We start from the raw sequence: 23,556 nt of genomic DNA on the forward strand, positions 1-23,556 counted from the left end.
TCGTAATCGGTCTGCCTCTCTTTTTACGTTCATTCTGATCTGATTCCATTATATAGGCGATCCGATTCACCTGGGAAGCTTGTGAAGCTCTTTGATTTGATCCATAAGCGGCTTGCCGATGGAGGGGGCGAACTGATCGTAGACAGGCTGGAGAGCTTGACGCCACATGGCACGCTCTTCCTCCGTCTGTTCGTGAATTTCCATCACCCTCATTTCTTTGAGCTTTTCAAACTGGCTCTCATTCATGGATACGGACAGTTCATTGTTAAAACGCGTCGCTTCTGCCAACGCCTCTTCAATCGCCTTTTGAATATCCGGGGGAAGCTTGTTCCAGAAAGACTGGTTCATGATCACGGCGTAGCCTAAATAGTTGTGGTTGCTGACGGTCATATGACTCTGGACCTGGTAGAGCCGTTTGGTATAGACGTTGGAAATCGTATTTTCCTCCCCGTCGACTTTTCCGCTGGCGAGCATGCTGTACAGATCGTTAAAGGAAGAGCCGATCGGAATGGCATGGAGCGTACGGAACTGGGCATCCAGCACTTCGCTGGGGATGATCCGGATCCGCTGCGAGTAAAAGTCGTCCGGCGTGATCATTGGGCGATTGGCCGTGATCTGCTTGAAGCCATTCGCCCAGAAAGCCATGCCTTTCATGTTGGACTGGTTCAGGGTAGAGAACAGCATCCGGCCGATCTCTCCGCGAAAGGCTTCATCGACATCCTTTTGATCGCGGAAGACATAAGGCAGCTCGAGAACCGCCCACTGTGGAATCGTACCGGATAAATGCGAGAAGGCGGGAGCAATCATCTGGATTTCTCCTTTGACCAAGGCGGGAATTTCCGTTTTTTCAGAATGCAGCGTACTGTTGGGAAAGACCTGTACCTCGACGCGGCCTTTTGTCTTCGCTTTCACCAGCTGGGCAAAGCGGTCGACCGCCAGTCCCTTCGGCGTGTTTTCGGCGACGACGTGACTAAATTTTATAATAATGCGCTCCGAGAGCTTCTCCTGCTCCTCGTCATAGCTCCATTTTGCAAAAGAGAGATCCTGACCAAACCCGATGACGACGGCGCTGATCAGACCGAGGAGGACAAACAGGGCGATACTCGCAAAAGATTTCATAGAAGCCACCCACTTAGCATGAGTTGATTTGCTGGGAGTACTGTACCAAAATATAGGGTAGCAAGCAATCATTTCGGAAGGAAGAGACTTTTTGTTCAAACGCTTGAGCATTAAATGGAAGATTATGCTGCTCTCGATTGGGATCGTTCTGTTTTCTTTGCTGATCGGCGGCCTGATTCTGATCGGTGGAGTGATTCGCCTGACAGAGACTCAGCTGGGGCAGCGCTTGATGACGACCGCACGTACGGTAGCGGAGATTCCCAATGTCCAGAAAAGCATTCAGGAGGCGGATGGCTGGAGGACGATCAGCCCGACTGCACGCAGGCTGCGTATCGTCAATGACGTCACCTATATCGTGGTGCTGAACAAGGATCGTGTCCGCTACTCAGATCCGCTGGACGAGCGCATTGGTACGGTGTTTCAAGACCCTGCCGTAGAAGCAGCGTATGCCGAGCACTCGTACTTGCAAAAGGTGAGGGGCGAGATGGGGGTGGCGCTGCGGGCGTATGTGCCGATCATGGACGATCAGCATCAGCAGGTAGGCGTGGTTCTCGTCGGCCGTGTCATGCCAGGAGTATGGGAAATCATGCAGGGCGAGCGTGCGAATATCGTCATGACGTTTTTTCTTTCCTTGGTATTTGGAGTGTGGGGTTCGTATCGGCTGGCCCGTCATATGAAGAAGCAGATGTTTGATCTGGAGCCGGACGAAATTGCCCGTATCCTGGTCGAGCGGACAGCGACCTTTCATGCGATGCATGAGGGGGTCATCGCGATTGACAACCACGAGCGGATTACGATATTCAACGATCGCGCCAAGCAGATCTTCGGTATCGATAACGACATCGAGGTGCTGGGCAAGCCGATTCGTTCCGTTTTGCATGATACGAGACTGCCAGAGGTGCTGGAGCTGCAAACGAACTTCACGAATACGGAAATCCACGTAGGCAACACCCTGCTGTGGTCCAATCGTTTTCTGATCCGGGTGGAAGACAAGGTCGTAGGTGCATTGGCGATTTTCCAGGATCGCACAGAGGTGGCCCGGATGGCAGAGGAGCTGACAGGGGTCAAGGAGTTCGTGGGAGCCCTGCGCGTCCAAAACCACGAGCATATGAACAAGCTGCACACGATCGCAGGCTTGCTCCAGCTCCAGGAGTACGACAAGGCGCTTGCTTATCTGTTTGAAGTCCACGATCAGCAGGAGGAGCTGACCTCCTTTTTAAGCAGCCAGATTGCGGACGAGAATGTATCCGGCCTCTTGCTCGGCAAAGTGAGCCGGGGCAGAGAGCTGGGCATCCGTGTCACGATTGACCGGTTCAGCCATTTGGAGCAATTTCCTCCCTATATGGATCATCACAGCTTTGTGCTCATTCTGGGGAACCTCATCGAAAATGCCTTTGACTCCTTGGAAAAGAGCGATCGCCCCGACAAGGAAATCACCATCAGCATCGAGCAGGACAGCGAGATCTGCTCCCTATTGGTAGAGGACAATGGAGACGGTATGGACGAAGAGACACTGTCTCGCATGCTGGAGCGCGGGTATTCGACCAAGGAAAGGCAGCATCGGGGACTGGGCCTGTATCTGGTGCATCAGCAAGTGAAAAAAGGAAGAGGGGAGCTGTCCTGCCAGTCTCGGCCAGGAGAAGGGGCCAGCTTTCTCATTACGTTTCCCATGAAGGAGGTGGACGAGCAGTGAAAGAGGAAGTGATACGGGTAGTCGTCATCGAGGATGATCCGATGGTGCAGGAAATCAACACGCAGTTCATCGAGCGTGTCGCAGGCTATCAGGTAGTGGGCGTCGCCGGAAATGGCGCAGAGGGAGTGAGGCTGGTTGGGGAGCTGTCGCCCGATCTGGTTGTCATGGATGTGTTCATGCCTGTCCAGGACGGGTTAAAAGCACTGGCACAGCTGCGTGTCAATAACGAGGCCGTTGATGTCATCGTCATCACCGCAGCAAAGGACAAGCCGACCATCCAGGCGATGCTGCGAAATGGAGCGGTGGATTACATCATCAAGCCCTTCCAGTTCGAGCGGATTCGGCAGTCTCTCGAATCGTACCGGCAGTACCGTCTACAGCTGGGACAAGGCGGCTTTGCCTCGCAGGAGGAGGTGGATCGTCTCCTGTTTCGCAAAACGTCTGAGCCGGCCGGTCGAGCTGGCGATGCAGCTCGGGAAACAGAGGCATTGCCCAAGGGATTGCACGCTGTTACACTGGATCAAATAGCACGTCAATTGGCCGAGGAAAGCCAGTCTCTCTCCGCTGAAGAGGTAGCTGAGCGCGTCGGGATCGCACGGGTAACAGCCAGACGCTATCTGGACTATCTGGTGAAGGTCGGACAGGTACGACTGGACGTCAGCTACGGTGGAATCGGCAGACCGACCAATCGCTACATGCGGGTGCACAAATCATAACGGGAGGGGGCAGCCAGATGATCGATCATGAGGCCGTCCTGGGTTCGTTGTTCGACATGGTCCATGTCACGGACGCGCAAGGCAAGACGCTCTACTGCTCGAGCGGATATGCAGAGTACTTCGGCATCGACCCACAGGATATGCTCGGCAAGCCCATCGAGGATTTTTTTCACAAAGGTCTCTTATTACCCACGATTACCATGCGTGTGATTCGGGACAGGAAAAAGGTGCAAACGATTCAGACTACTCTCCGCAACCGCAAGCTCTTCGTGGAGGGAACCCCGATCTGGGATCAGGAGGGCAGCTTAAGCGGGGTCGTGCATACGTACGTGGACATCACGGATCAGGACAAGCTGGAACAAGGGCTGAATGAAATCAAATACATTGGGACACTTTACCAAAGTGAAATCACCAAGGAGAGAGGGCGGCAAAAGGGAAATACCGCTCTGATCTACCGCAGCCCTTCCATGCAGCAGGTTGCCGCCATGGCGGAAAAGCTAGCGCAGGTGGAGTCCTCCATGATCCTGCTGGGAGAGTCCGGCGTCGGCAAAGGCGTACTCGCGAAATACATTCATGAGTGCAGTCCCCGCACCCACAAGCCTTTTGTGCATATCAACTGTGGTGCTATTCCGGAGACGCTGCTGGAATCGGAGCTGTTCGGCTACGCAAAAGGGGCGTTTACAGGCGCGGATAAAGACGGCAAATCCGGATTGATTGAAAAGGCGAACGGGGGCACCCTATTTTTGGACGAGATTGGTGAACTTCCGCTCAATTTGCAAGTGAAGCTGCTGACGGTACTGCAAGAGAAAATGATCACCCCGATAGGCAGCTCTGTACCGAGGAAAGTGGACGTCAAGCTGATCACGGCAACGAATAAAAACCTGCGGCAGATGGTGAGGGACGGCAAGTTTCGCGAGGATCTGTACTACCGGATTCACGTCGTGCCGCTGGAGATCCCGCCGCTGCGAGAACGAAGAGAAGAAATTCCCGTGCTCGTTCATTACTTTCTCGGCGTCTTTTCCGAAAAGTACAGCCTGGATCGGCAGCTCAGCGACCAGTGCTACCGCATCCTTGAGGACTACGACTGGCCCGGAAATGTTCGCGAGCTGGAAAATGTGGTGGAGAGACTGGTTGTGACTTCGCATGAAGAGGTGATCACCCCGGCCCAGATTCCGCGATACATCCATGCTCAGGAGGCGAGTGCGAGTCAGGGAATAAAGGTGGAGCGGGTCATGCAAATGCAGGAAGCGATGGAGGAGGTGGAGAAGCAGCTGATGCAGCGCGCTTTTGACATCCATAAGACGTCGATAAAGGTAGCGGAAGCGCTCGGAATCAGCCAGCCTTCTGCCAGTCGAAAGCTGCGTAAATGGGTATTCTCTCGTGAATAGTCGTATTCAGCGTAGAATAGTGAGAAACGACAAGCTGGATGAGCGTTTGTGAGAATATGTATTCTCCGTTGAATAGGCTGATCACGAATCAAAAGGAATTCGGATTGGCATCGTTTTTGCAAAATTGAAACAGTAATCATGGAAAAGAGGGATGACTTGTCGTTTCTATTTACCTTGATTCGTTCTGCAAGCATCATGGCGACCTTGCTGATCGCGAGCATGGCAGGTGATGGAGCAGTACTCGCTGCGGCATCCCCCTTCTCTCATTCGCCAGCTGCAGAGCAGAGGGAACCTGAGAAAAGCGTGCCGCAAGTGCTGCGTATGAACGCGGAGGAGCCAGCTGCGCTCGATCCCACCTTTGCCGAGGATTCTACCTCGGGAGCGATTATCTACGCTATTTTTGACGGACTGACACGATTGAACGACAAAGGAGAGCCGATCTTATCGCTAGCCTCAGGCATGGAGGTTTCTGCTGATAAGCTGACCTACACCTTTACGCTCAGAGAGGCTAGATGGACGAACGGCGATAGAGTCACGGCTCACGATTTTGAATTTGCCTGGAAGCATGCACTGGACCCGAAGACAGGATCGCCAGCTTCCTACCGGTACTACGTCCTGAAAAATGGGCAGGCGTTTACGATGGGGAAGGCAAAAGCGGAGGAGGTAGGGGTCAAGGCACTCGATGACAAGACACTGCAGGTCAGGCTCGAGCATCCTTCCCCGTTTTTTCCGACCACAGCTGCTTTTCTTCCGGCGATCCACCAAGAGACGGTGCTGGCCAATGAAAAGTGGGCGAACGACCCGAAGACGCTGGTCAGCAATGGACCGTTCAGGCTTGCAGCGTGGGAGCATAAGAATAAAATCGTCCTGGCAAAGAGCGACTCCTATTGGGAAAAGGATGTCGTGAAGCTTGCGCGAATCGAGTTCTCCATGATTGCGGATCCCAGCACAGAGCTGGCCATGTTCGAAAATGGCGATCTCGACTGGGCGGGAGGTCCGATCAGCGCACTGCCTGTCGATGCTGTCGAACCTCTCAAGCGGGAAGGCAAGCTGAGGAGCCAGGCAAAGGCCAGTTCCTACTACCTGCGCTTCAATGCCGAGCGTCCGCCATTTACGAATGCGAAAATACGGAAAGCCTTTGCCTATGCCATCAACCGGCAAGAGATTGCTGAGTATATCGGTCAGGCAGGCCAAAAGCCGTTGATGGGCATTACCGCGTACACTGCCAGTCTGAAGCCAGACGGTTTTTTTGCAGACAATCAACCCGAAGAGGCGAAAAGGCTGTTGGCCGAAGGAATGCGGGAGCTTGGCATCACGAAGCTCCCGCCGATCACCTATCTCTACAATACGTCCGATCGAAACAAGGCCATTGCAGAAACGCTGCAGGCAAAGTGGAAAAACGTCCTGGGTGTGGAGGTTAAGCTGCTGAACAAAGAGACCAAGGTGTATCTGGACGATCAGGAGCAAGGCAAGTTTGCGATCACCCGGTCTGGCTGGGCAGCGGATTACAACGACCCGATCAACTTTTTGCAGAAGTTCAAAGATAAGTACAGCGCAACCAACATTACGCGCTGGCACAGCCCCGCCTATTCCGGGCTGATACAAAAGGCATACGCAGAGCCAGATACAGAAAAACGAGCCCAAATCCTGTTGGAAGCCGAAGCGTTGTTGATGGAGGAAATGCCGGTAACAGGCATTTTCAGCGACGTAAACACCTGGGTGCAGAGCGACAAGGTCAAAGGTGTGCGGATCCATCCACTCGGCAAAATCGACTTCAAATGGGCATATATGGACGAAGAGGAGAAATGCGGGATGAACAAAGGAAAAGCGTTGCGTGCAGGTGACACGATTGGGGTAGTTGCCACTTCGAGTCCGGCGACAGAAGAAGTGCTCGTCAAATCGATAGCAGCCTTGGAGGACTTCGGCTTCAAGGTGAAAGTCTCCGGTACATGCCGGGAAACGTATGGAGGCTATCTCGCAGGAACACCCCAGCAGCGTGCGTTTGAGCTGAATGCGATGTTTGCGGATGAGGAAGTAGACGGAATCATGTGCATGCGTGGCGGATATGGGGCTCCTCAAATCCTGAACTACCTCGATTACGATTTAATCGCGCAAAACCCGAAGCTGTTCATCGGCTATAGCGATATTACCGCCCTGCATTCGGCGTTTGGGCAGCATGCGAGTTTGGCAACGCTGCACGGCCCGATGGCGACCTCTGACATTGCACACGGTCTGAACGACTGGACCAAGCAATACTTGCTGCGCGCGATGACACGTCCAGAGCCATTGGGGAAAATCGTCAATCCACCAGGGGAAGAGATCTCGTGTCTGGTAGAAGGTCAGGCAAGCGGTCAGGTCGTGGGCGGAAATCTGGCATTGGTCGCTGCATTGATGGGCACTCCCTACCAAGTGGATACCAAAGGAAAGCTGCTGTTCCTCGAAGATATCGACGAGGAGCCGTACCGAATCGATCGCATGTTGACGCAGCTGGCGCTTGGCGGCTTGTTCGACGATTGTGCAGGCGTGATCATCGGGACATGGACCGATTGCTTGCCGAAAAAACGGGAAGGCTTCAGCGTTCTGGATGTCTTTCAAAACATCGTCGTGCCGTATGGAAAACCTACGCTCTGGAATGTGCAGATCGGACACGGAACGACCAATATGGCTCTGCCTTTCGGGGTGGAAGCGAGTCTGGATGCAACGGGCTGCGAATTGACGATCGAGGAGAGTGTGACGGTATGAGTACAGAACAAACCGCTCGCATTTGGCGACAGGCGCAGGAGATTTTGCCGTGGCTGACAGAGGTTCGCCGCGATTTTCACCAGTACCCCGAATTTGGCATGGAGGAGTTCCGCACACAGGAGCAGATCATTCGTTACCTGGAGGAAATGGGGATTCCTTATTACAAGTCCGCTGGCACGGGAGTCGTCGGGCTGATCGAGGGGGCCACGCCTGGCGCGGTTGTCGCGCTTCGCGGGGATATGGATGCCCTGCCGATTGATGAACGCAACGAGACGTCCTACCGCTCGAAGGTTCAAGGAAAAATGCACGCCTGCGGACACGACGCTCACATGACCTGCCTTTTGGGAGCGGCGCGGATTCTGAACGATTCCAGGCAGGAGCTGGCAGGAGTCGTCAAGCTGTTCTTCCAGCCGGCTGAGGAAACGGTAGGCGGAGCTTTGCCGATGATTCGTGAGGGCGTGCTGGAAAATCCGCGGGTCGAGGCTGCTTTTGGCCTGCACGTCTCAGCTGATCTGCCGGTGGGCAAAATCGCCGTGAAGTACGGGCAGATGAATGCCGCCTCGGACGATCTGCATATTACGGTGCGTGGAGAGAACGGACATGGAGCCTATCCGCATAAAGGGAAGGATGCCATCGTGATTGCAGCTCATGTGATCACAGCTCTGCAGACCATCGTCAGCCGCAACGTAGATCCGCGGGAGGCAGCGGTGATTACCTTGGGCGTCATCTCCGGCGGCACGGCATCGAATATTTTGGCGCAGGAAGTGAAGCTGACGGGAACGATCCGCACTCTGGATAAGAGTGTCCGGGCTTTTGTAAAAGAACGTGTGTGCGAGGTAGCCGATTTGACAGCACGCAGCCTGGGGGGCGAGGCAGAGGTTTTCTTCGAGGAAGGGTACACCTCTCTGATCAATGACAGTGAAATGGTGGATCAGGTGAAACGCTGCGGGGAAGCGCTGCTAGGGGCAGAAAACGTTCGCGTAAACGATTTTCCGATGATGGGGGTAGAGGACTTCGCTTTCTTTGCGGAGCATGTTCCGAGTGCCTTTTACCATTTGGGCGTACGCAATGAGGAAAAGGATTGCGTTTACCCTGTTCACCACCCGCGCTTCGATCTGGATGAAAATAGCCTGGCTGTCGGAGCAGCGATGCAAGCCTTCAATGCCATGACCTTTTTGCAGGAGCGCGCAAAGCGTCTGCAGACGGAAAAGTAAACGGCTCCCAGAGGATAACGAGTATATCTGAGGGTGGACGGCGGCACAATACAGACGATCTACCTAATTCCCATGGAAAGAAGGTGCGTCTCTTTGAGCATGACGATGACCCGTCCTGTGACTGAGGTATTGAACAAACAGGTGGCCAACTGGTCGGTGATGTATATAAAGCTCCATCACTTTCACTGGTACGTGCAAGGCCCGAATTTTTTCACCCTGCATGCCAAGTTCGAGGAGCTTTACAACGAAGCAGCCCAGTACGTGGATGATCTGGCAGAGCGCCTTTTGGCTGTCGGAGGTAAGCCTGTGTCGACGATGAAATCCTGTATGGAGAACGCATCCATCAAGGAAGCAGCTGGTGGAGAGTCTGCCGACCAAATGGTGCAAGCCGTCGTGAGCGACTTTACGACCATGGTCAGCGAACTGAAAGAAGGAATCACAGCTGCAGAGGCGGCTGATGACGAAGCCACTGGCGACATGTTTTTAGGCATGACCGAGACGCTGGAAAAACACGTCTGGATGCTGAAATCGTTTTTAGGCAAATAATCGTGAGGGACAAAAAGGCGAGCTGATGCCAGGTAGTGCTGGTATTGGCTTGTCTTTTTCCATATGCTCAAGAGAGGAAGATCATGGCATCAGACGAGTTCGCTCTTCCCAGTATGAGCCTCCATCCAAGGTTTTCTCGATCGTGAAAATGCTTTTCTGCGGGAATGAGGACAACCCCCTTGTTCCCAAGAGTCGCCTGCTGGTGTAAACTAGCTGTGTGATGATAAAAAGAAAGCACTTTCATGCAGGAAAGGATGTACGTTCCCATGGCATCACCATACGTAACGTTTAACCGCGAGCAGTGGAGAGCTCTGCGGGCTTCCACGCCGCTTACCATATCTGACGAGGAACTAGCCTGTTTGCAGGGCGTGAACGAGAATATTTCCATGACAGAAGTAGCGGAGATTTACCTGCCTCTTTCACGCCTGCTCAATTTGCATGTAGGTGCCACTCAGGAGCTGTATCAGGCGACCCATATGTTTCTTGGGAATCAAGACGGGAAAGTCCCGTTTATTATCGGGATTGCCGGCAGCGTGGCTGTAGGCAAAAGCACGACTGCGCGGATTCTGCAAACACTGCTGTCCCGCTGGCCAAACCATCCCAAGGTGGATCTCGTGACTACAGACGGTTTTTTGTATCCAAACCGTGTGCTGGAAGAGCGGGGGATCATGAAACGCAAAGGCTTCCCCGAAAGCTATGACTTGCGCAAGTTCATTCGTTTTCTGTCCGATGTGAAGTCAGGGATTCCAGAAGTAAAAGCACCTGTCTATTCTCATTTGGTTTACGATATTGTCCCTGACGAATGGCAAATGGTTCGCCAGCCCGACATCCTAATCGTCGAAGGGCTGAACGTGCTGCAGCCGCCAAGAGATACGGATAAAGATCAGCGCATCTCGGAAGTGATCGTTTCCGATTTCTTTGACTTTACGATTTACGTTCATGCCGATGAAAAAGATATCCGCCATTGGTACGTCGAGCGCTTCAAGTTGCTGCGGCAGACGGCATTTTCCAATCCATCCTCCTACTTCCGCCGCTATGCGAGCCTCTCTGATGAAGAAGCAACAGAAGTCGCGACAGGCATCTGGCAAGAAATCAACGGAGCCAACCTCCGCCAAAATATTTTGCCAACCCGTGTCCGCGCGCAGCTGATTCTCGATAAGGGGCAGGATCATATGGTGCAGAGTGTAAAACTTCGCAAGCTGTAAAGGAGAGTGCGGGGAGACCATGAAAATGATCAGTGCCTGCTTGATCGGCTGTGAGTGCCGTTACGATCAAAAGTCTTGCCGCGACCAGGAGCTGGAGCAGCTGCTGCGAGAAGGCAAGGTCATCCCGGTATGCCCAGAGCAGCTGGGAGGATTGCCTACCCCTCGTCCGCCAGCCGAGATCGTGGGAGGAGACGGCTTTGATGTATTGGACGGTAAAGCACGCATCGTCGATCAAAAAGGGAATGACGTAACGGAAGAATTTCTCGCTGGGGCACGCCAAGCTTTGAAGCTGGCCCAAACCGTGGGAGCCACGTCTGCGATTTTGAAAGAAAACAGTCCATCCTGTGGCAGCACGTTCGTATACGATGGGACGTTTTCTGGCAAAAAGGTGACGGGGACAGGTTTGACAGCAGCACTGTTTCGCCGACATGGCATCGAGGTACAGTCGGAGCAAACGCATGGTGAGTAAAATCAAGCTGCCTTTTTAAAAGCGTGAAAAAGGGTCCGCCTGGTGTTTATCCAGGTCTGGACCCTTTTTGCTTCATACACATCCCCACGCGACTATCATTCAGCGGAAGACAGTCCTTTCAAAACTGCACGGAGCCTGTCTAAATTTTGCTCGTTCGCTTCCTCGCAAATGGGCTTGAGATTGTTGTAGTCCTCGGCAGTTTCGAAGGTTTGACGGAAAGTAATCTCGGTCCCGCCACTGACGTCAGCAAATGTGGCGGTCAGAATAAAGTGGGGTCTGGATTCGTGACGAAGTACGATACGATCTTCGCTGACTTCGTGAAACACGTTTCGATTTGGGAAGTTGGCCCCCTCTGGACCGTGCATGGTGAATTCCCAGATGCCTCCTGGGCTGGCATCAAACGTATGAAAGGTGTTTGTGAACCCGTTTGGGCCCCACCACTGGGCGAGCAGCGCAGGCTCTGTCCAAGCCCGGTAGACGAGGCTGCGAGGGGCAGGCAGTGTCCGGCGAGACAGCAGCTCGAAGCGGTCGGGATGGCTTTCTCCGAGAGAGAGACCGAGAAGATCCAGCATTTCATGCGTGCCCTGTTCACGCTGCGCTGGAGTGTCGTGCCCATCGAAAAACACTCCTTGTTCGGTGAAAACCAGCTTCACGCCTTCATCGGTAGGCAGAAATTCGACAGTCGCGATGGAGACGGATATCCGGATATCCTCCTGGTCCAGGCTGTATGTGTAGACGAGGCGTTCATTCGGCACGATTTCTTGGTAGAGAGCCTCGAAGGTGAAGACAGGTCCACCGGGGGGACCCCCGCGACTAACTTCTCGGCCGCCGACGCGGAAGTCGAACTCCTCAGCTGGCTGAAACCAGCGAGCTTTGGCGTTTTGCTCCGACCACGCCGCAAAGACACGCTCCAAGCTAGCGCGGTACATCCGCTCAATTTTGAAGGTAGAGTGAGTGGTAAAGCGTTGGCTCATCCAAAAAACCTCCCTGTAGGAAAAGGCATCCCTATTATTTATCGTTCAGAAATTCGCCGAGCAAATCCAAATGGCTTTCCCAGTTTAACCGATGGTCGATGATGTACTTTTCTTGGCTTTGCTTCATCGATTCCAGAAGGGAAAGAAAGGCGTCAATGGAAAGCGGCTCCTGCTGGTTCATTTTTTCGGCTACACGCTCCAGCTCAGCCAGAAGCTTTTGCTGGATTTTCAAATGCTTTCGGACGCGCTCGATTTGGATCGCAACGATTTCCGCAGAGCTATACGTCTGACCTTCCAGGACTCTTTTTATTTCTTCCAGAGATAATCCCAAATCTTTGAGAGACAGGATCTTCTGCAGCCGCTGGATATCCGCCTCATTATACATGCGATGACCAGTGGGGGAATGCCCGGACGGTGAAAACAAGCCGATCTGGTCGTAATAACGCAGGGTGCGTACAGTAAGTCCAGTCAAACTGGCAAGATCCCCGACTTTCCAATGCTGTTGCATAATCCACTCCTTTCTAGGCGCTAGCTGCTTACCGGTGACTTTAGCTTAAAACCTGACGTCGCGTAAGGTGCAAGAGGGTTTTTGATTTTTTTTCAAAAAGGATTGACCTTAACGCCGCGTGAAGCCCTACGATGAAAAAGAAAAAACGTGGGGGGAATACCTTTGGACAAGGAACAATTGCAGACGCTCTATTTACAGGAAGAGTACTATTGGGGAAAAGAACCGAATCAGTTGGCCAAAAGCGTCCTGAATTATTACCAGCATGAACCTGTTCCAGGCAAACGAGCCGTAGACCTGGGTGCAGGAGAGGGAAGAGACAGCGTATTTTTGGCCAAGCAAGGCTTTGCGGTAACGGCTATGGATTTTGCTCCTGCCGGTCTGGAAAAAGCCAAACAACTGGCAAAGGAAATGGGAACGACGCTCCATACGGTGGAAGGGGATATCAATCAATTTCTTCTTACGGAGCCTGTTGACCTGCTTTATTCGATAGGAGCCTTGCAATATATTCATCCCGAAAATCGGGCAAAACAATTCAAGCAGTGGCAGGAGTGCACCGCGCCTGGCGGTTTGCATGTGCTGTTTGCCTTCACCCGGCATCCCGAGGTGGAGATCGCTCCGGACTGGGGAGAAAATGAATATCTCTACGAGAGGGACGAGCTGCTAGGCTATTATACGGGCTGGGAAACCGTACTCACGGAAGAAATGATTTTTGACTGCCAATCGAGCGGAATCCCGCATCGTCATGCCGCGAGGATTCTCGTCTCGAGAAAATCATAGGAAAAAACGCAAGCTCTCCATTTTTTGCCGGAGAGCTTTTTGCCCTTTTGTCCATCAAGTAATGCTACAGCCTGCTTATCCATCTCGCGACATCCTCTGCGCGATCCTGAAGAGATTGCCAATCATGCCAGATCGATATGCCAAAATAGTAGGAAGCAAGGACAGGAAGGAGAAGGATGTTGGTATTCATTAGGTACTTGCGCAGGACCAACCAGCAGAGCCATACGTACGAAAGCATGATGACAGAAAAAACAATGTCATCCTCTTCGTTTGCCATGGAATGAATTTCTCGCTCAATTCTGAACAACACATGCTGCTCATTTTGATCGTATTGCATTCTCTCAAGCTGTCCGGAGGGGGTGCTGAATAGGTACAGATCCCCTTTTTGTCCATCGATCACTTTGTCGAACTCGATCTGATACATATACCCTGTGAACAGAGAACGCTGTGACCAAACATCTTCATGGAACTGCCTGTTTTGATTCTGCACCGTATTCCAGACGACCAGCGCACCAATAAGATATAAAACGATAGCAGCCAATTGCCAATACGTTTTATTTTCGACCTGGATTTTTTGCAGGGGAAGCATCCTTATCAAACCCTTTGTAATATTTTTTACATATTATACTATATCTTGCATTTTCGGTTCTTCCCTCTTTCGGAAAAGAAAGACTCTTTAAAAGAGTCTTATTTTTCAGATATACTATTTCTATTATTCATAAAGGTAACTACTTTGAGAAATAGTAGGGTGATTACTGATGAGCGTAAATGCCTTATTGCACGAGAAGAAATTCCTGCATCAAATCCTCTCCACGATCAAGGAGGAAATCTTCGTCGTGAACGAGGACATGGAAATCATCTATGTCAACGGACCGCAAAAGTTTGGCTATAACAAAGAAAGTGTGTTGAATCAGACCATTTTTACGGTGTTCCCGCAGCTGAAAAAGGAGAACAGCACGATCGTAAAAGTATTTGAGACGGGGAATCCGGTGATCGGAAATATTTGTACCTATATCACGAGCAGAGGCGAGAGGAAAATGTCGCTCACCTCGACCTATCCGATCAAGGAAGACGGAAAGGTAATCGGTGTGTACGAGGTAGCAGAGGACATCTCCGGGATCAGCAAGCTTTCTGAGGATTTGATCAAGAATCAGTTGATTCAAAAGAAAAACGATATTTTCATCAAGCAAAAGGCAGAGGACAACAGGTTCTACACGATCGACTCGATGATCGGCCAGAGCAGCAGCATGAAAAAGCTGAAGGAGCGAGCCGTCATTACTGCCAACAGCCCTTCGAACGTATTCATCTACGGGGAAACAGGTACCGGAAAGGAACTGCTGGCCCAGTCCATCTTTTCGCTCGGCAGCAACTCCAAAAACGCTCCGTTTATCGCCCAGAACTGCGCAGCTATTCCTGAATCCCTATTGGAGAGCCTGCTGTTTGGAACGGTGAAAGGCAGCTTCACAGGCGCAGAAGACCGCCAAGGCTTGTTTGAATTGGCAAATGGCGGTGTCCTTTTTCTGGACGAGATCAACTCCATGCCCAAAAATTTGCAGGCGAAAATCCTGCGGGTTATCCAAGAAGGCGAGGTGCGACGCGTCGGAGGAAAAAGCGAGATTCCGATCAACATCAAGCTGATCTCGTCTACCAACGTCAAGCCTGAAATTCTGCTGGAAAATGGCGACATTCGGGAAGATTTGTACTATCGTCTGAACGTGCTTTATCTGGAGATTCCCCCACTCCGAGAGCGGCGAGAGGATATCCCCTATCTCGTCCAAAGCTTCATCCAGGAGTACAACAAAAAGTTTAACAAGCAGGTCATCGGTGTTGATGAGAAGACGATGGACTTCTTCATGGGCTACGACTGGCCCGGGAACATCCGCGAGCTGAAAAACATCGTGGAGCGTTTGTTCAACGTCACCAACGGCAAAGTGATCCGCTTTGATGAGACAGAGCTTTCCCCCTACCTGGCATTAAAGCAAAAGGACATCTCATCTCCTTCTCCGGTGACCAAAAAGAATGGAAGAGTCCGTTTGAAGGAAGAGATCGTCGAATTGGAGATCAAGATCATCAAGGAAGCGTTGATCGAGACCGGAGCCAACATCTCCAAAGCAGCCCGCGATCTGGATATCCCCCAACAAACGTTGAATAACAAGATTGACCGTTACAATCTGCGGCCGTTTATCGATTCGATTCGCGCATAGCTCATCGAAGACAGAGTAGGATTTACCCGTTTTTCGGTAATAAAATTGGTGAAGGAATGGGTGCTCCGCATAGAAAAAGGACGAATCCTAGAAGATTCTGTCCTTTTTTTCGTTGGCACGGGTGTTGCACTAAAGGAAAAGCGAGATCACAAAGCTATCTCAACTTACTTTGAGGAGGTCATGAAACATGTATTACTTCGCTTATTGCACCTGGCTGAACGATCCTGAGCTGCGCCGCTACATGCCAAATGCTGAGTTTGTGGCAAAAGGGTATGCGCAAAACCATCTGATCCGCTTTCATGCGGCAGGGGAGCGGGAAGACCGTGGCTGGTGCCATTTGGACGACACGGGAACCGCTTATGGTCATCAGGCACACGGAGTCATTTTTTCGCACGATCCGAAGCATTACGAAGAGGATTACGACGATTTTGAGCGCTGCTCGCTGACCGTGCATGGGGAAGACGGCAAAGCATACGATTGCTGGACCTATCGTCTGATCACGCCAGGTATCGCGATGCGTCCACCAAACTTCTACTGGGAGCACATCCCTGCTGGTCTGAAAAACTGGAATCTGCCAGAAGCGTACATTCAGCAGGTTCAGAAAATCTATGACGATGCGGCGCCATGCCCGCGTGCAGATCGTCCGAACCCTTCGGCGATTCCAGGAAAGTCGGCTGCGACGCGCTAGTTTCACCGTGTGCATCTCGGGGGAGGACCTCTTCTCCCCCTACCATTTCATTTTCAAAGGAGATTTGCTATGTATCTGTTTCTGTATTGCGAGTGGCTGGATTCTGACTTGGTAAAACGCTATGTGCCCCATGCAAAGTTTGAAACAAAGGTCACGCTGGCCGATTACAAGGTAGCCTTTACTTCCTTTCATGAAGATGGCTCTGATGTGATTAAAAATGGGGGATGCCATCTGGAAAGCGCCCCTGGCAACCTGCTCTACGGTGTCCTTTACGAGGTATCTGAGGACGATGTAGCTCTGATCGATCGGCTGACTCGTGTGGAGTTTGGCTCCTACACCAAAAAATATATCGAAGTGAACGGTGAGAACGGAAAGACCTATCAGACGGTTTCCCACTCCATCAAAAATCCTACGAGCAAATCCTCGCCTAGCACGGAGTACATGGATCACATGATTAAAGGCGCACGCGAATTTGGCTTTCCAAAAGCGTACATTCAACAGCTGGAAGAGCTACGCTAGTTCGATCGCAACACACAACCTAGCATAATCTCCTCGCAGATTATGCCTTTTTCAACGTATAAGAATTTATAAGCGTAATGCTTATGAATTCTGGAGCGCATGACGAAGTGCCTCAGCGTCCGCTTCTGGCATTCCTTCGGTAAAACTTTCCGCCAAAACGCGGTCGCTCCTCCTTGAACAGGCCGCGATAGAGGTTTTCTTATACGATCGAGTCACTGGAGCTGGCTGGCTTGGAAAAGGTTGAAAGTATAACGATAAGGCGGTGCAGAAACATGCCAATCGCAGTGAAAGTGCCCAAGCTCGGGTCCAGTGTGAAGAGCGGGGTTCTGGTCAGATGGCTAAAGGAAGTGGGCTCTTTCGTAGCGGAAGGAGAGGCCATCGCCGAGATCGAAACGGAGAAAATTACCCTCGATGTAGAGGCACCTGCAACAGGCATGATTATGATCCACTACGTCTCCGAGGAAGAAATCTTTTCCTTGGATGCGGTAATTGCTCTGATCGAGGCTGTATGATCACGCCGATTACGCAGCGACAATTTCTGGCGGTCGCGGTCCCCGTCCTTTTGGCGGGGATATCGGCACCGGTCATTGGCGCCGTCGATACCGCTGTCGTCGGTACTCTGCCTGATCCGGCCTTCATCGGGGCAGTGGCGGTGGGCTCTCTCATTTTTAACAATTTGTACTGGCCACTCGGTTTTCTGCGGGTAGGTACGATTGGCTTTACGGCGCAGGCACAAGGGGTAAACAGTCAGCACGAAATGACGCTGGCATTTCTTCGGCCGCTGGCGATCGCGCTGTTTTTCGGTGGGCTGTTCGTGATCGCCCAACATCCCATTCTCCAATCCGCCCTTTTTCTCATCAGTCCGGGGGAGGGGGTCAGCAAGTATGCTTCCAGCTATTTTTCGATCCGAATATGGGGGGCGCCCTTTGCCCTGATGCTTTCGGTAATCAACGGCTGGCTCATGGGCATGGGGAAAATTCGTTATGCTTTTCTGCTGCTGATGTTCATGAACGGCCTCAATATCGCTCTATCCGTTTTCTTCGTGATCGGCTTGGGCTGGAACGTCGCAGGTACAGCGACGGCAGCGCTTTTCTCGGAGCTGTGTACGTTCACGATCGGAGCTGTGATCGTCTTTCGTATGCGGCAGCTGGTGCTGAGCAGGAAAAATATGGCGGCCATCTTGGAAACGAAGCCGCTGCTGAAAATGCTCAAGGTGAATCAGGACTTGTTCATTCGTACGATCTGCCTGCTGTCTGTCTTTACGATCATGACGGCAAAGGGGGCGGCTTTGGGCGAGCTGACTCTGGCTGCCAATGCGATTCTGCTCCAGCTTCATTTCATCATGGCGTATTTATTTAGCGGCTTTGCAGATGCCTCCAGCATTTTTGTAGGGAGAGCGGTAGGAAAAAAAGATCCAGCCCTCTATAGGCGGGCGTATTCACTGACAGCATGGTGGGGGATGGGGACAGCGATCGCTTTGGCTCTGGGAATCGGGCTCGCAGGAAATTCACTGCTTGCCGTCTTTACGTCGATCAGGGCTGTACAGGAATACGCCACCCATTTTCTGCTGTGGATGATCCTCTATCCGATCGCAAGCTTTTGGGGGCTGCAGCTTGAGGGCATTTTCATCGGTTCGACCGAAGTCCGTCAAATTCGCAATGCGATGCTAGCCTCTTTTCTCTTGTACTTGGGGATGCTGGGAGTGCTGACGCCTCTATTCGGCAATCACGGGGTATGGGCTGCGTATCTGTTGTTTAATCTGTCGCGTTCCCTCTTTCTGTGGCTGTACGTTCCGAGCCTGAGTCGACGGATGCAGGAAGAGGGAGCAGCCAAAGGAGCAGCAGGATAGCACTCGATAAATTACCCGTTTTTGGGTTAAATTTCGGGTGGTTAATAGGGTAACGAGCGGGGGGAGAGGTGAAAAAGCGGAGGGACTTGCAGCGCTGATACCGTTATGCTGATTTGGCATATGAATTGCAATTCAACAAGTTGTAATTCAATAATTCAAAATTTTACTCAAAATGCGACAATTTTTATGGGAGGTGAATTACTTCCGCACGCTAAGGTGCTATCATGAGAAGGGAATCTGTTATCCCTAAAGTAATGGCCAGTTCACTTTCATTTTATCTTGGGGCAATACCAGTCTGTTTATAAAGAGAAAGGGGTACCGATTCATGAAAAAATGGATGACCGCGTTAGCTTTCGTCGTAAGTGTCATGCTCCTCCTGAGTGCTTGCTCCCAATCCGGAAGCAGCACACCAGCCTCTTCTTCTACTTCCGGGGACGATTCCTTACAAAAATGGAAAGATAAAGGAACTGTTGTCATTGGTGGCACGACGACCGGACCTCCTTTTTCTTTCCTCACTTCCAAAAATGAAAACGATGGCTTGATGTATGACATTGCTAAAAGAGTCGTAGAGGAAATGGGCCTGAAAACCAAGACAGAGGGCATGCTTTACGCGAATATTATCCCCGCTCTTGAAGCCGGGAAGATCGATATGATCTCGTGCGGCTGCGTCATTACCGAGGAAAAGAAGCAGGTCATGAATTTCACGGATGTGGTCTACAAAATCAGCGAAGGCTTTGTCGTCAAGTCTGACAACACCACGATCAAAACGCTGGAAGACTTAAAAGGCAAAAAAGTAGCGGCATCTGCGGGTGGCCTCTATTACAATAACCTGAAAAAGATGGAGGGAGTCGAAGTTGTCACGTACAAGTCTACACAGGACATGGTGACAGAGCTTGAAAACGGACGGATTGACGCCTTCTTTCAGGACAAGCCGATCATCCTCTATTTGATCAAGCAAAATCCGCAGCTGAAGATCAAGCTGGTGGAAGGCTATCAATCGCAATGGATCGGTGAAGTTGGTTTAGGACTTCCAAAAGGTGCAGATTCACTTACCCAAGAAGTGAACAAGGTCATCAAAAAACTCCAAGAAAACGGGGAAATCGATTCCATTATTCGAAAATGGGACCTCTAGAATAGCGGGGAAGGCAAATCATGACGACGATACTGGAATATTGGCCATTATTTGTAAAAGGTACGCTGGTAACACTGGAATTAACGTTCTTCTCACTGATCGTATCCTTGATGATCGGGTTGTTCACAGCTTTTGCCCGTATCTCTCGCAATGCCATGCTTCAAAAGCTGGCTAGTGTCTATATCAGCATCATCCGAGGAACACCGCTGCTCGTTCAGCTGATGTACATCTATTTTATTTTCCCGGAGTTTGGGCTGGATCTTTCTCCGTTTTGGGCAGCTCTCATCGGATTGTCCTTGTATGAAGGAGCGTATCTGGCGGAAATCTATCGGGCAGGGATCAAGTCGATTGGCGCGGGGCAACTGGAAGCAGCGTACGCCATCGGGATGAACTACTCGACTGCCATGCGGCGCATCATCCTCCCGCAGGCGATCAAAAATGTCTTGCCTGCCATCGGAAACACGGCGATCCTGCTGCTGAAAAACTCTTCCCTCGCAGGGGTTATTACCGTCAATGAGCTGATGCACACGGGTGAAAACATTGCAGTCAGTACGTTCCGAAATGTGGAAATATTCACCCTAATCGCGGTGATCTACTGGCTCCTGCACTACCCACTGGCGCGTTTCGTGAGTTACCTGGAAAAGAGGATGAGCAATGATTCAAGTAAAAGGAATTAAGAAATCGTTTCACGAGACGGAAGTTTTGAAAAATATCTCCTTTGACGTCAAAAAAGGAGAGGTTGTGGTCATCATCGGGCCGAGCGGCAGCGGAAAGAGTACCTTGCTGCGGATGATCAATTTTCTCGAGATGCCCGATGAAGGCGATGTCATCATCGACAACAAGCAGATTCACTTCGACCGGAAAAGCAAGAAGCACAAGAACGACGCGGATATTTGCTCGCTGCGTGCGGATGCCAGCATGGTCTTTCAAAACTTCAACCTGTTCGAACACAAGACCGCTCTCGGGAACGTCATCGAGGGTCCCACGATTGTTCGGAAAATGAAAAAGGATCAGGCGACGCAGCGCGCGATGGAGCTGTTCAAAAAGGTAGGGCTGGAAGGAAAAGAGAACCAGTATCCACATGAGCTGTCTGGCGGGCAGAAGCAGCGGGTCGCCATCGCTCGTGCTCTGGCGATGCAGCCAAAGGTGATCCTGTTCGATGAACCTACCTCCGCGCTGGACCCCGAGCTCGTCGGTGAGGTGCTGGCGGTCATGAAGCAGCTCGCGGAGGAAGGCATGACGATGATTATCGTCACGCATGAGATGGGCTTTGCCAAAGAAGTCGGCGACACGGTGATCTTTATGGACGGCGGGTATATCGTGGAGTCCGGTCCGCCCAAACAGCTGTTTGAACAGCCAAAATCAGAGCGTTTGCAGCAGTTTCTCTCCCGCTACTCCCATGTAGGGTAGGGAGAGGGACAAGTCAAGAGTGCCGGTGATTCCCAAGGGAAGGGAACCCGGCTTTTTGTATGCTCGGAAATACCCACTGTCAAAGAGGGAGTGCTGCCCAAGCTTTTCTAGTCCTCGGCTAAGGCTCTCGCACAACGAGATGCCGTGGATGGGCGGGAAGGTCTGTGAGCGCTGTCCGTAGAAACGCAGGGTACAGGCTTGTCTGGGGAAGCTGGGATAGTGGAGTCCACTGGAAAATCAGGCGCGGGCCTTCTGCTCCATAAAAGGCAGCGTCCGTATCGGGAATCGGTGTATCCTCCGAGTCGATCAGGTAGTATAGACCGAATTCATGGTACGGTTGTTCGGCGTAGGTAAAGAAGTTTTCTACCGACCACAGGAGATCGCCGACCTTGACCTTGATCCCCAGCTCTTCCAGCAGCTCCCGGGAAAGGCTTTGGCGAGAATCCTCGCCCATCGCGACTCTGCCACCGGGAAGAGACCAGGTTTGCTCCGCGTGCAGACGATGCAACAGGACTCGTCCATTGCGGATCCATACGGCAGCTACCCGATAATTGAAAACGCCTTCGTGAGTGCGAAAAACAAGATCCATGACGCACATGCCTCCTTCGAAAATCATGAATTGACCTTGCCCATTCCAACGAAATTGCCCCTAGCAGAAAGCTGTCTGCATGCTACGATGGGGAAAAAGGGAGTGAACGCTAGGATGTATACACCAGCACATTTTGAAGTAACACAGCGAGATGAGATGGTTGCTTTCATGCAGCAGCATCCGTTCTCCCTGCTGATTTCGGCAGGAGGCGGAGAGCCGGAAGCAACCCATATTCCTCTGGAGGTAGAGCAACGGGGCGAGGAGCTGTACCTGACAGGACATATTGCGCGCAACAACTCCATTGGCGACATGCTTGAGCAGGCGGAAGCTTCGGTCCTGGCTGTTTTTCAGGGAGCGCATGCGTACATATCTTCCTCTTGGTACAGCCAGCCAAACGTGCCGACCTGGAACTATATGGCGGTACACGCCTACGGACATGCACGGATCGTTCGCGAACAGGCGAAGATCACCGAGATGATGCAAGCGCTGCTGATCAAGTATGAGCAAGGGCAAGCAGCACCGGTTAAATGGGATGCCGTGCCGGAAAAGCTCATGGATGGTTTGCTCAAGGGGATCACTTGTTTTGAAATCAAGGTCGAGCGCATGGAGGCGAAATACAAGCTGAGCCAGAACCGCAGCCAGCAGGATCGATTGGCCATCATCTCCCGCTTGGAAACAGGCAGTGAAGGGGATCGAGAAGTCGCAGAAGCGATGCGCATGATCGAGCAGGCACAGGCAAATCGCGTATTTGTTACGAAAACATCTCAATAAAGCGCTTGGCCGCCTTGGACAGATGTCGTCCGGTTTGCCAGACCACAGCGGCAGACGATGTGATGGAGGTTCCGACGATCTCGATGGCGTGGATTTGCTCGCTGCGGTGCGTCTCCCATGCCGAACGAGGGACGATAGAGGCACCGACCTTGGCCGCGACCATGCTGACGATGAGAGAAATGTCAGGGCACTCGCAGATGACATGCGGCTCGACGCCAAGCCGGGAAAATTCCTTCACAATCAGATCGTAAATCCCGAGACCAGGGATGCTCGGCATGATGAGCGGGACCTCGGCGAGATCCCGCATGTGGATCTGCTGGAGGGAGGCGTGCGGGGTATCCGCTGGCACAATCAGCACGAACGATTCCTCTTCCAACGGAATCGTGGTGCAGTTCGTCAGGGAATGAGGCAAGCGCACGATGGCGACTTCGATCGTCCGACGCTCCAGCCATTGATTGAGCAGCTGGGTGTCGCCCTTCCAGACTTTGTAGGTAATGCGTGGATATCGTTGTTGAAACAGGCGGATTTGCTCGGGGAGGAAGTAGGCGGATAAAGCGCTGACACCAATGGACAGGCTCCCTCGAATTCCTTCGCCTGTTTCTTTTACTTCAAAGAGCGCTTCTTCCATCTGATGAACGATGCTGAGCGCTTGCCGGTAAAGAATATGGCCAGCTTCCGTGAGCTCCATGCGCTTTCCGGAGCGTTCCACCAGTATGACACCCAGTTCCTCCTCCATTTGCTTGAGCTGCTGGCTTAAAGGCGGTTGAGCCATTTTGAGGCGCTTGGCAGCACCCGTAATCTGTCCTTCCTCCGCGATGGCAATAAAGTAGCGCAGCTGACGTATATCCATAGGTGTCCCTTCTTTCAACCAAGTACATTACTATATGATTTTGATATGGAAAACAGAGTTACTGGATATTTTTCATATTGATCTCGCTATGATAGCATAATCTGCATCACATGACTTGTACAGTAAGAATTTATAAGATTCTTATCCAGTATAAGCGCAACTAAGGCTACGCCAATAGACTTGGCGTAGCCAA

Annotated in this window: 24 protein-coding genes; 18 read left to right on the top strand and 6 right to left on the bottom strand. The window is 51.8% G+C overall.

Going from position 1 to position 23,556, the window contains the following annotated elements; genetic code table 11:
• Nucleotides 1-66: 66 nt before the first annotated feature.
• Nucleotides 67-1,119: a DctP family TRAP transporter solute-binding subunit gene (locus tag EDM59_RS14625; RefSeq protein WP_122924276.1), complete on the bottom strand. Its 1,053-nt coding sequence runs from the start codon at nucleotides 1,117-1,119 to the stop codon at nucleotides 67-69.
• 124 nt (nucleotides 1,120-1,243) lie between these two features.
• On the opposite strand from EDM59_RS14625, the gene EDM59_RS14630 reads away from it, so the two are divergent.
• The 8 genes from EDM59_RS14630 (at nucleotide 1,244) to EDM59_RS14670 (ending at nucleotide 11,092) form a co-directional block, all read left to right on the top strand.
• Complete coding sequence (locus EDM59_RS14630) at nucleotides 1,244-2,812, top strand: ATP-binding protein (protein WP_122924847.1); 1,569 nt, start codon at nucleotides 1,244-1,246, stop codon at nucleotides 2,810-2,812.
• Between the two features lie 41 nt (nucleotides 2,813-2,853).
• On the top strand, nucleotides 2,854-3,528 hold the full coding sequence (locus tag EDM59_RS14635) for a response regulator (RefSeq protein WP_246011103.1): 675 nt from the start codon (nucleotides 2,854-2,856) through the stop codon (nucleotides 3,526-3,528).
• 17 nt (nucleotides 3,529-3,545) lie between these two features.
• Nucleotides 3,546-4,916, top strand: coding sequence for a sigma-54 interaction domain-containing protein (locus tag EDM59_RS14640; RefSeq protein ID WP_122924278.1), 1,371 nt, complete (start codon nucleotides 3,546-3,548; stop codon nucleotides 4,914-4,916).
• Nucleotides 4,917-5,072: 156 nt separating this feature from the next.
• Nucleotides 5,073-7,658, top strand: a complete 2,586-nt coding sequence (locus tag EDM59_RS31685; RefSeq protein ID WP_342769206.1) for an ABC transporter substrate-binding protein — start codon at nucleotides 5,073-5,075, stop codon at nucleotides 7,656-7,658.
• Nucleotides 7,655-8,872: a M20 metallopeptidase family protein gene (locus tag EDM59_RS14655; protein ID WP_122924279.1), complete on the top strand. Its 1,218-nt coding sequence runs from the start codon at nucleotides 7,655-7,657 to the stop codon at nucleotides 8,870-8,872. Before EDM59_RS31685 ends, EDM59_RS14655 begins: the two co-directional genes overlap by 4 nt.
• Nucleotides 8,873-8,971: 99 nt before the next feature.
• Entirely contained in the window at nucleotides 8,972-9,418 is a 447-nt protein-coding gene (locus EDM59_RS14660) for a Dps family protein (protein WP_373863291.1), read from the top strand.
• Between the two features lie 266 nt (nucleotides 9,419-9,684).
• Nucleotides 9,685-10,623, top strand: a complete 939-nt coding sequence (gene coaA / locus EDM59_RS14665; protein WP_246011056.1) for a type I pantothenate kinase — start codon at nucleotides 9,685-9,687, stop codon at nucleotides 10,621-10,623.
• A 19-nt stretch (nucleotides 10,624-10,642) separates the two neighbouring features.
• On the top strand, nucleotides 10,643-11,092 hold the full coding sequence (locus EDM59_RS14670; RefSeq protein WP_122924280.1) for a 2-thiouracil desulfurase family protein: 450 nt from the start codon (nucleotides 10,643-10,645) through the stop codon (nucleotides 11,090-11,092).
• A gap of 95 nt (nucleotides 11,093-11,187) precedes the next feature.
• Here the strand turns inward: EDM59_RS14670 and EDM59_RS31690 are convergent, their stop codons facing one another.
• Entirely contained in the window at nucleotides 11,188-12,066 is an 879-nt protein-coding gene (locus tag EDM59_RS31690; protein WP_122924281.1) for an SRPBCC family protein, read from the bottom strand.
• Between the two features lie 34 nt (nucleotides 12,067-12,100).
• Complete coding sequence (locus tag EDM59_RS14680; RefSeq protein WP_122924282.1) at nucleotides 12,101-12,574, bottom strand: MerR family transcriptional regulator; 474 nt, start codon at nucleotides 12,572-12,574, stop codon at nucleotides 12,101-12,103.
• Nucleotides 12,575-12,736: 162 nt separating this feature from the next.
• Here EDM59_RS14680 and EDM59_RS14685 point away from each other — a divergent pair, with 162 nt between their 5' ends.
• Complete coding sequence (locus tag EDM59_RS14685; RefSeq protein ID WP_122924283.1) at nucleotides 12,737-13,351, top strand: SAM-dependent methyltransferase; 615 nt, start codon at nucleotides 12,737-12,739, stop codon at nucleotides 13,349-13,351.
• A gap of 64 nt (nucleotides 13,352-13,415) precedes the next feature.
• Here the strand turns inward: EDM59_RS14685 and EDM59_RS14690 are convergent, their stop codons facing one another.
• Nucleotides 13,416-13,940 (bottom strand): hypothetical protein, encoded by a 525-nt coding sequence (locus EDM59_RS14690; RefSeq protein ID WP_122924284.1) that lies wholly within the window; start codon nucleotides 13,938-13,940, stop codon nucleotides 13,416-13,418.
• Nucleotides 13,941-14,109: 169 nt separating this feature from the next.
• Here EDM59_RS14690 and EDM59_RS14695 point away from each other — a divergent pair, with 169 nt between their 5' ends.
• The 8 genes from EDM59_RS14695 (at nucleotide 14,110) to EDM59_RS14730 (ending at nucleotide 21,153) form a co-directional block, all read left to right on the top strand.
• Nucleotides 14,110-15,555, top strand: a complete 1,446-nt coding sequence (locus EDM59_RS14695; protein ID WP_122924285.1) for a sigma-54 interaction domain-containing protein — start codon at nucleotides 14,110-14,112, stop codon at nucleotides 15,553-15,555.
• A gap of 187 nt (nucleotides 15,556-15,742) precedes the next feature.
• Nucleotides 15,743-16,243 (top strand): gamma-glutamylcyclotransferase family protein, encoded by a 501-nt coding sequence (locus tag EDM59_RS14700; protein ID WP_122924286.1) that lies wholly within the window; start codon nucleotides 15,743-15,745, stop codon nucleotides 16,241-16,243.
• 69 nt (nucleotides 16,244-16,312) lie between these two features.
• On the top strand, nucleotides 16,313-16,762 hold the full coding sequence (locus tag EDM59_RS14705; protein WP_122924287.1) for a gamma-glutamylcyclotransferase family protein: 450 nt from the start codon (nucleotides 16,313-16,315) through the stop codon (nucleotides 16,760-16,762).
• 272 nt (nucleotides 16,763-17,034) lie between these two features.
• Nucleotides 17,035-17,274, top strand: a complete 240-nt coding sequence (locus EDM59_RS14710; protein WP_122924288.1) for a biotin/lipoyl-containing protein — start codon at nucleotides 17,035-17,037, stop codon at nucleotides 17,272-17,274.
• Nucleotides 17,271-18,611 (top strand): MATE family efflux transporter, encoded by a 1,341-nt coding sequence (locus EDM59_RS14715; RefSeq protein WP_122924289.1) that lies wholly within the window; start codon nucleotides 17,271-17,273, stop codon nucleotides 18,609-18,611. Before EDM59_RS14710 ends, EDM59_RS14715 begins: the two co-directional genes overlap by 4 nt.
• 325 nt (nucleotides 18,612-18,936) lie before the next feature.
• Nucleotides 18,937-19,743, top strand: a complete 807-nt coding sequence (locus EDM59_RS14720) for a substrate-binding periplasmic protein (RefSeq protein WP_122924290.1) — start codon at nucleotides 18,937-18,939, stop codon at nucleotides 19,741-19,743.
• 20 nt (nucleotides 19,744-19,763) lie between these two features.
• Entirely contained in the window at nucleotides 19,764-20,420 is a 657-nt protein-coding gene (locus tag EDM59_RS14725; protein WP_122924291.1) for an amino acid ABC transporter permease, read from the top strand.
• Nucleotides 20,398-21,153 carry an amino acid ABC transporter ATP-binding protein gene (locus tag EDM59_RS14730; RefSeq protein WP_122924292.1) on the top strand — a complete coding sequence of 252 codons (756 nt, stop codon included), beginning with the start codon at nucleotides 20,398-20,400 and terminating at the stop codon, nucleotides 21,151-21,153. Before EDM59_RS14725 ends, EDM59_RS14730 begins: the two co-directional genes overlap by 23 nt.
• Nucleotides 21,154-21,271: 118 nt before the next feature.
• Here the strand turns inward: EDM59_RS14730 and EDM59_RS14735 are convergent, their stop codons facing one another.
• The gene (locus EDM59_RS14735) at nucleotides 21,272-21,742 is read right to left on the bottom strand and encodes an NUDIX hydrolase (protein ID WP_122924849.1); all 471 of its coding nucleotides are present in this window, start codon (nucleotides 21,740-21,742) and stop codon (nucleotides 21,272-21,274) included.
• A gap of 114 nt (nucleotides 21,743-21,856) precedes the next feature.
• Here EDM59_RS14735 and EDM59_RS14740 point away from each other — a divergent pair, with 114 nt between their 5' ends.
• The gene (locus EDM59_RS14740) at nucleotides 21,857-22,513 is read left to right on the top strand and encodes an FMN-binding negative transcriptional regulator (protein ID WP_183192922.1); all 657 of its coding nucleotides are present in this window, start codon (nucleotides 21,857-21,859) and stop codon (nucleotides 22,511-22,513) included.
• Here EDM59_RS14740 and EDM59_RS14745 read toward each other — a convergent pair.
• Nucleotides 22,494-23,363: a LysR family transcriptional regulator gene (locus EDM59_RS14745; RefSeq protein ID WP_122924294.1), complete on the bottom strand. Its 870-nt coding sequence runs from the start codon at nucleotides 23,361-23,363 to the stop codon at nucleotides 22,494-22,496. The two genes, EDM59_RS14740 and EDM59_RS14745, sit on opposite strands and share 20 nt — an antisense overlap.
• Nucleotides 23,364-23,556: the final 193 nt, after the last annotated feature.

It is taken from the genome of Brevibacillus nitrificans (assembly GCF_003710965.1).
In the GTDB taxonomy this organism is placed as follows: domain Bacteria; phylum Bacillota; class Bacilli; order Brevibacillales; family Brevibacillaceae; genus Brevibacillus; species Brevibacillus centrosporus.